This window comes from Hydrocoleum sp. CS-953, assembly GCF_002260545.1.
Classification (GTDB): domain Bacteria; phylum Cyanobacteriota; class Cyanobacteriia; order Cyanobacteriales; family Microcoleaceae; genus Trichodesmium.
In genome coordinates, this window is the sequence record NZ_LGSU01001147.1 from 1 (window position 1) to 7,300 (window position 7,300).

Below are 7,300 nucleotides of genomic sequence, written 5' to 3' on the forward strand. Positions count from 1 at the left end.
CTCAAATTATTGCTAGCAATATGAAGATTTACTTATTAACTAAAACCTAAGCATTTAGCTATGAGGTATCAGCTATAACAATCAGAAATGATTTATGATATATTGTAAGAACAAAACAATTAAGATAAATTAAAATCCTTTTATATTCTGACTCCTGACTCCTGATTAATTAACTGTACCATCTGGCATCATAGCCCCTGTTAAATTAGTATTTCGTAAATCCACCCCGTCCAAAATTGCTCCCCTTAAACTAGCCCCACTTAAGTCAGCACCATCAAGATTAGCTTCACTCAAATCAGCCTTCCACAAATAAGCTTCCTCTAAACAAGCACCACTTAAATCAGCTTTATGCAAATCAGTTAAATTGAGATTAGTTTTACTCAAATTAGCATCAGTCAAAACTGTATAAGATAAATCAGCTCTCGTCAAAACTGCTCCACTCAAATCACTAGAAATTAATACAGCATCTCTCAGATTAGAGCCATTCATAATTGTTGCTTTTAAGTCAGTAAAAATTAAATTAGCACCACTAAAATTTGTAGCAGTTAAATCTGCACTAGACAAGTTAGCAAACTTCATTGTAGCTCCACTAAAATTAATCCCATTCAAATCCATTCCATGTAAATCTACCTTCATCAAAAATGCATTACTTAGATTAACTCCTGTCAGAAAAGCACCTTGTATTAAGGCTTCATTTAGTCGAGCGTGACTCAAATTAGCCCAACGAAGATTAGCATTTTTCAGATTAGCAGAACGGAAATTAATACCACTAAGATTAGCGCCACAAAGATTAATACCTTCTAGATTAGCACCTCTCAAATTAACACCAGATAAAACAGCACCACTTAACTTAGCACCAGATAAATTTGACTTCACTAAGAAAGAACCCTCTAGATTGCTTTTTGTCAAGTCAGCATTAACAAGTTGTGCCTTTCCCAATTTAACAAATTGCATATTAGCTGAGTAGAGAAAAGCATCAGAAAAATTTGATTCATAGAGAAAAGCATAACTAAAATCAGCACAAGCTAAAGAAGCAGCTGCCAAATTAACTTTTTCCAGATTTACTCTTTTTAAATTTACTCCGACTAAATTGATTTGGCGAAAATCTCTTTCTCCTTGAGAATATCGAGTCTTTAATTCCTCACCTTTCATGTTGCTTTTCTCCTATATTTTTCAAGAATTAAATTATAGCAGTTTTCATGTTTTTTAGAGTACAGAGATTTGGGTTTAAAGGAAGAAGGAAAAAGTTTTGTAGTCATGAAGTGAAAACCGCTATAAATTGTAAATATACTCTGATTATATTAGATTATAACAGCTAGATTTTATAAATATTTATTAATAAAAAGATTACAATTACGACCCATTCTAATTTAAGATTCTAAGTGAACAGAAAAATGTTTTGATGCGAAGGTTTTACCATTCTTTAGAGGTAATTTTTCTACTACATGACCGCATTTTGAACAAAGCTTTGAAAGGTTTAGCGGAGCTTTCCTCTAGAATGCTAAGCTAACAGAGCAGCTTCCTCTGTAGAAAGAACAGGCACTAGTGGTACTTAGACATTTTTTGGCATAAAAACTGCTTCAAAGTCAGTCTAGACAAGGGAATTACGTCAATCCCCTAAAAATTGCTAAAACCCTTGGTAATAAAGGATTTATATCTTTTCGACGTAAAAAACTCTCCTTATCTATCTTTGAGCCTATTTTCTACTGCTATTTTGTGTAAGTCCCACTAGGAAAATATCTGTTAATTTTGATTAACTTACAACCATATACATCGGCTTTATTATCTAATTGCCTGACTATTTCTCCCAAGTTATCATAACTAATTGCTGTGTGATTTATGACTATATATTTTATTACCGAAAATTCAGGTATAAAGCCTCTCAATTCATGGATAAAAAGCGGTGGAGGGATAGGGAGGTTTGCCGCTCTTACAGAGCCGCTCCGCAATTCTAGTCGCTCCGCGTTTTGCTGGCGCACAACTTTCCTAGGTCATGCTCTGGAAGAGGCACCGGCCATCCCATCCTACCGAAAGCTCCCAAGATAGACCGCTTTTTCTCTTGAAATAGAAGGCAATAAAGCCGAATTGATTAATTATCAATTATCAATTATCCATTGGTAAGTTTGGTGATGTATGTCAGTTTTTGACATTTGTTATTTCAAGGTTTTGAAAATTGTACCATCTGGCATCATAGCTCCTGTTAACTTAGTATTTCGTAAGTCAACCCCATCCAAAATTGCTCCTCTTAAACTAGCCCCACTTAAGTCAACACCATCAAGATTAGCTTTAGTTAAATTAGTCTTCCACAAATAAGCATTCTGTAAACAAGCGCCACTTAAATCAGCTTGATACAAATTAGCTAAATTCAGATTAGCTTTGCTCAAATTAGCTTTACTCAAAACGGCGTCAGATAAATCAGCTCTCATCAAAACTGCGGCACTCAAATCACTAGAAATTAATAGAGCATTACTCAGATTAGAACCATTCATAATTGTTGCTTTTAAGTCAGTAAAAATTAAATTAGCTCCACTAAAATTTGTAGCAGTTAAATTTGCACCACATAAGTTAGCAAACTTCATTTTAGCACCACTAAAATTCACTCCATTCAAATCCATTCCATGTAAATCTACCTTCATTAAATATGCTTTACTGAGATTAACTCCTGTCATAAAAGCACCTTGTATTGATGCTTCATTTAGTCGAGCACCACTCAAATTAGCCCAACAAAGATTAGCATTTTTCAGATTAGCAGAACGCAAATTAATACCACTAAGATTAGCGCCACAAAGATTAATACCTTCAAGATTAGCAGCTCTCAAATTCACACCAGATAAAATAGCGCCACTTAATTTCGCACCACAGACTTTTGACTTAACCAGAAAAGAACCCTGTAGATCGCTTTTTGTCAAGTCAGAATTAACCAGTTGAGCCTTTCCCAATTTGACATATTTCATGTTAGCCGAGTAGAGAAAAGCATCAGAAAAATTTGATTCATAAAGAAAAGCTTTAGTTAAATCTGCACAAGCCAAAGAAGAACTTTCCAAATTAATTTTTTCTAGGTGTACACTTTTTAAATTTACCCCGACTAAATTAGTTTGGCGAAAATCTCGTTCTCCTAGGTTATATCGACTCTTTAATTCCTCAGCATTCATTTTTATCTCCTCCTGCAGTTCCCCATAATTTCTGATCAAATTGTAAATATACTCTAATTATATTCGATTACAATAGATAAATTTTATGAATATTTGTTAATATAAAGAATCAAAAACAACACCTATTATAATTTAAAATTTTCAGTTAACAGCAACAATATTTTTAGGGAAAAGTTGTACCATCAGGCATAATTGCTCCTCTCATATCTGCATCTCGTAAATTAGTTTTATTAAGCTTTGCGTCAATCAAAACAGCTTTAACTAAAATTGCCCCTGTCAGATTTGACCAACTTAATTTAGCCCGAAATAAATTAGCCCCACTGAGATTAGCACCTCGTAAAGTAGTCCAACTAGCATTAGTAGTTCGTAGTTTTGCTCCACTTAAGTTCGCTTCACTCAAAGTCGCCCCAATAGTAGTAGATTTACTCAAATCAGCTTCACTAAGATTAGAACCACTTAACATAGCTCCACTCAGAATTCCATTTGTCAGGTTTACCTCCTCCAAAATTGATTCATTCATCAAAGCATTTGTTAAATTAGCAAACTCTAAGTTAGAACCACTTAAAATAGCCCTAATCAAATTAACGCGAATCATTGTAGATTCACTCAAATTAGCTTCAGTCAAATTAGCCTGACTTAAATTAGCCTCCGTTAAATTAGCACCCCTTAAATCAGCTTGATTCAAATTAGCTTCTCTAGAATTAGAACCCCGCAGATTAGCTCCACTCAAATTAGCATTAGTCAAATCAGTTTTCACCATACTTGTTCCAATCAAATTCGCTTCACTCAAATTCGTTCCATTTAAAGAAGCATCCCCCAAACTCACCTCTCTGAAATTAACTCCACTGAGGTTAGCATCCTTAAATATCACATTACGGAGGTTTGCCCTAGTAAAATTAGCATTACTTAAATCAGCTCCGGTTAAATCAATTCCTACCAAAGTAATACCTTTAAAATTTCTTTCCCCTTCTGCATATTGCTTGAGAAGTTCCTCAGCCTCCATTTACTCTGCCTCAAACTATTTTCTATTTTATATTTTATATTTAAAGCAGGACATTATAGCGCTACGCGCAAGTCAGATAGGGGAGCTGTAGGATTGGCGACGAACAGAAGTCAGAAGTCAAAACTAACCCCTGACAATCGTTTGAGCATTTCTAAATCTCCCAGCTCTATTTGCGTACTGCCATACCATAGTTTCATAGTTTGCACTTCAAAACTTAGTCTAATACCAATTTCATAAAATATTGCTACAGTCACGACATAGGTAATAATTAATAATTACTAGACAGTGCAAAGTTCTGGGAATAACTATTGCTAGTTAAGGCTTTCAGCTATCTAAAGGTGAGAAACTTTCCATGGAGAACTGTAGGCTCTGTTAATAATTAATAATTAATAATTAATAATTAATAATTAATAATTACCGAAATATTGTGGGTATGCGCCTCCCCTTTTAAGGGGATAATAAATAAAAATTTTCCTGTTTGTCAATCCTCTTGTTTTCAAGGAGAGGTAATTCGCGCATTCTTGAACTCTTCTGTCATAGAAGGATTGGCGCTCAAGGAATTTTTTTCTTCGAGACCCGCTCCTACGGACCCGCTGCCTCTTTTCCTGCGGAATGCTGCGCAAACAGAGGAACTGCGCTTTTCATGTCGGCGACAGCCGAAACGCTTTATATGTTGCGAAGCAAAACGCCATCCCATCCTAGGTCATGCTCCGCAAACAACCACTTTTTTTTCCATGAATGGAGAGGCTTTATACCTTAATTTTTCGGTAATTTATAACTTTATTATTGTATTAATAAATCACAAGTTAAGATGTATAGCAATGAGCATGAATTTGGTATAAAAAATAAGGAATCAGGAGTGAAGAGGAAATGCCAGTTCTCAATTGTCGAAATAAATTCAGCATAAATACTGAATTTATTCCCTGATGATTTGACTTTAAGCCAAACTAATAAAGATAATTTACACAGTAGAAATACTTGGATATTTTCAGTTATTTGTAATACTTTTAATCCTAGAAATTGACGTGGGGAATGTGGGTAATAATCTTCAAAAGTCAAAACTATGACCCCATTGATAAACCAAATAGTTTGCAAGACCGAAAACCTTTTTCTTTTTCCAAGAATAAATCCGGGGGCTTGTATACAGTTGATTTTTTTGGTCAAATTAAGATAGTAGAGTCAAAAAATACTATGCCAGAAAATATAAGAAGCCAATTAGTAACTAAAGGAGTACAACGTGCTCCAAACCGAGCCATGCTTAGAGCTGTAGGTTTTGAAGATTCAGACTTTACAAAACCAATTATTGGGGTTGCCAATGCCTATAGCACCATTACTCCCTGCAACATGGGCATTAATGATTTGGCCATGCGAGGCATGACCGGAGTGAAAGAAGCTGGAGGAATGCCACAAATATTTGGGACAATTACCATTAGCGATGGTATTTCTATGGGTACTGAGGGTATGAAATATTCTCTAGTTTCCAGAGACGTTATTGCTGACTCCATTGAAACAGTTTGTAATGGCCAAACAATGGACGGAGTTCTGGCTATTGGCGGATGTGACAAAAATATGCCAGGAGCAATGATAGCGATCGCCCGCATGAACATCCCAGCCATCTTTGTCTATGGTGGTACTATTAAACCAGGCAATTATAATGGCAAAGACTTAACAGTTGTAAGTGCTTTTGAAGCAGTAGGAGAATATAGTGCTGGAAAAATTGACGAAGCAGAATTAACAGCAATAGAACGTAGAGCTTGTCCTGGTGCTGGTTCCTGTGGAGGAATGTTTACTGCAAATACCATGTCTTCAGCTTTTGAAGCAATGGGAATGAGTCTAATGTATTCCTCAACAATGGCTGCCGAAGATGCAGAAAAAGCAGATAGTACAGAAAAATCAGCTCATGTATTAGTAGAAGCTATTCGGAAACAAATTTTACCTCGTCAAATTATTACTCGCAAAGCCATCGAAAATGCAATTTCAGTAATTATGGCTGTAGGGGGTTCCACCAATGCAGTGTTACACTTCTTAGCAATAGCTCATGCTGCGGATGTGGAATTATCTATTGATGATTTTGAAACTATTAGGGCAAGAGTACCTGTATTGTGTGACCTGAAACCAAGTGGTAGATATGTTACTACAAATTTGCATCAAGCAGGTGGCATACCTTTAGTAATGAAAATGCTCCTAGAACATGACCTACTCCACCCAGATGCTTTAACTATAACTGGTAAAACTATTGCGGAACAGTTAGCAGATGTACCTTCTCAACCACCTGCAAACCAAGATGTGATTCGCCCTTGGGATAATCCCATGTATGCTCAAGGACACTTAGCTATCTTAAAAGGAAATCTAGCAACTGAGGGAGCCGTTGCTAAAATTACAGGAGTTAAGAACCCAGAAATAACAGGTCCAGCAAGAGTTTTTGAATCAGAGGAAGCTTGCCTAGAAGCAATATTAGCAGGCAAAATTCAAGCAGGAGATATTATAGTAGTTCGTTATGAAGGTCCGAAAGGTGGACCAGGAATGCGGGAAATGTTGGCACCAACTTCCGCTATTATTGGTGCTGGTTTAGGAGATAAAGTAGGATTGATTACTGATGGTAGGTTTTCTGGTGGTACTTACGGTATGGTAGTTGGTCATGTAGCTCCAGAAGCAGCAGTAGGTGGAGCGATCGCTCTAATCAAAGAAGGAGACATGATTACTATAGATGCTCATAAGCGTTTACTACAGTTAAATATTTCTGATGAGGAACTAGAAAAGCGTCGTGAAGTATGGGAACCACCGACACCCCGATATACTAGAGGTGTATTGGCTAAGTATGCTAAGTTAGTTTCCTCTAGCAGTGTTGGAGCAGTAACTGACTCTGGATTAGATTAAAATTTAGGCTGTTGTAGAAGCTTAGGTATGATTTTTGTGCTTAGGTGATAGTTAGAACTGTAGGGGTTTGGTCGCCAAACCCTTCCTCCATAGGATTTACACAGAGAAACTATGATATTGGTTTCAAAAACCACAAGGTTATAGATATGTAGTGTTGGGAACTCAAAAATATCTAAGTCGGAAGTAATGTTATGATGAAGCAGCAAATTCTGTTGGTTTGAGAGTAACCAGAATTAGAGAAAAACACTAGATATAGAGTAAAATAACT

The 7,300-nt window shown here is 36.1% G+C and carries 4 protein-coding genes; 1 reads left to right on the forward strand and 3 read right to left on the reverse strand.

Annotated features, from left to right (window positions below; genetic code table 11):
- Positions 1-165: 165 nt before the first annotated feature.
- The 3 genes from AFK68_RS18115 to AFK68_RS18125 all read right to left on the reverse strand — a co-directional run bounded on the left by AFK68_RS18115 (position 166) and on the right by AFK68_RS18125 (position 4,155).
- Complete coding sequence (locus tag AFK68_RS18115; RefSeq protein WP_094673972.1) at positions 166-1,152, reverse strand: pentapeptide repeat-containing protein; 987 nt, start codon at positions 1,150-1,152, stop codon at positions 166-168.
- A 1,001-nt stretch (positions 1,153-2,153) separates the two neighbouring features.
- Complete coding sequence (locus AFK68_RS18120) at positions 2,154-3,152, reverse strand: pentapeptide repeat-containing protein (protein ID WP_094673973.1); 999 nt, start codon at positions 3,150-3,152, stop codon at positions 2,154-2,156.
- A gap of 163 nt (positions 3,153-3,315) precedes the next feature.
- On the reverse strand, positions 3,316-4,155 hold the full coding sequence (locus AFK68_RS18125; protein ID WP_094673974.1) for a pentapeptide repeat-containing protein: 840 nt from the start codon (positions 4,153-4,155) through the stop codon (positions 3,316-3,318).
- 1,191 nt (positions 4,156-5,346) lie between these two features.
- Here AFK68_RS18125 and ilvD point away from each other — a divergent pair.
- Entirely contained in the window at positions 5,347-7,032 is a 1,686-nt protein-coding gene (gene ilvD, locus AFK68_RS18130) for a dihydroxy-acid dehydratase (protein WP_094673975.1), read from the forward strand.
- Positions 7,033-7,300: the final 268 nt, after the last annotated feature.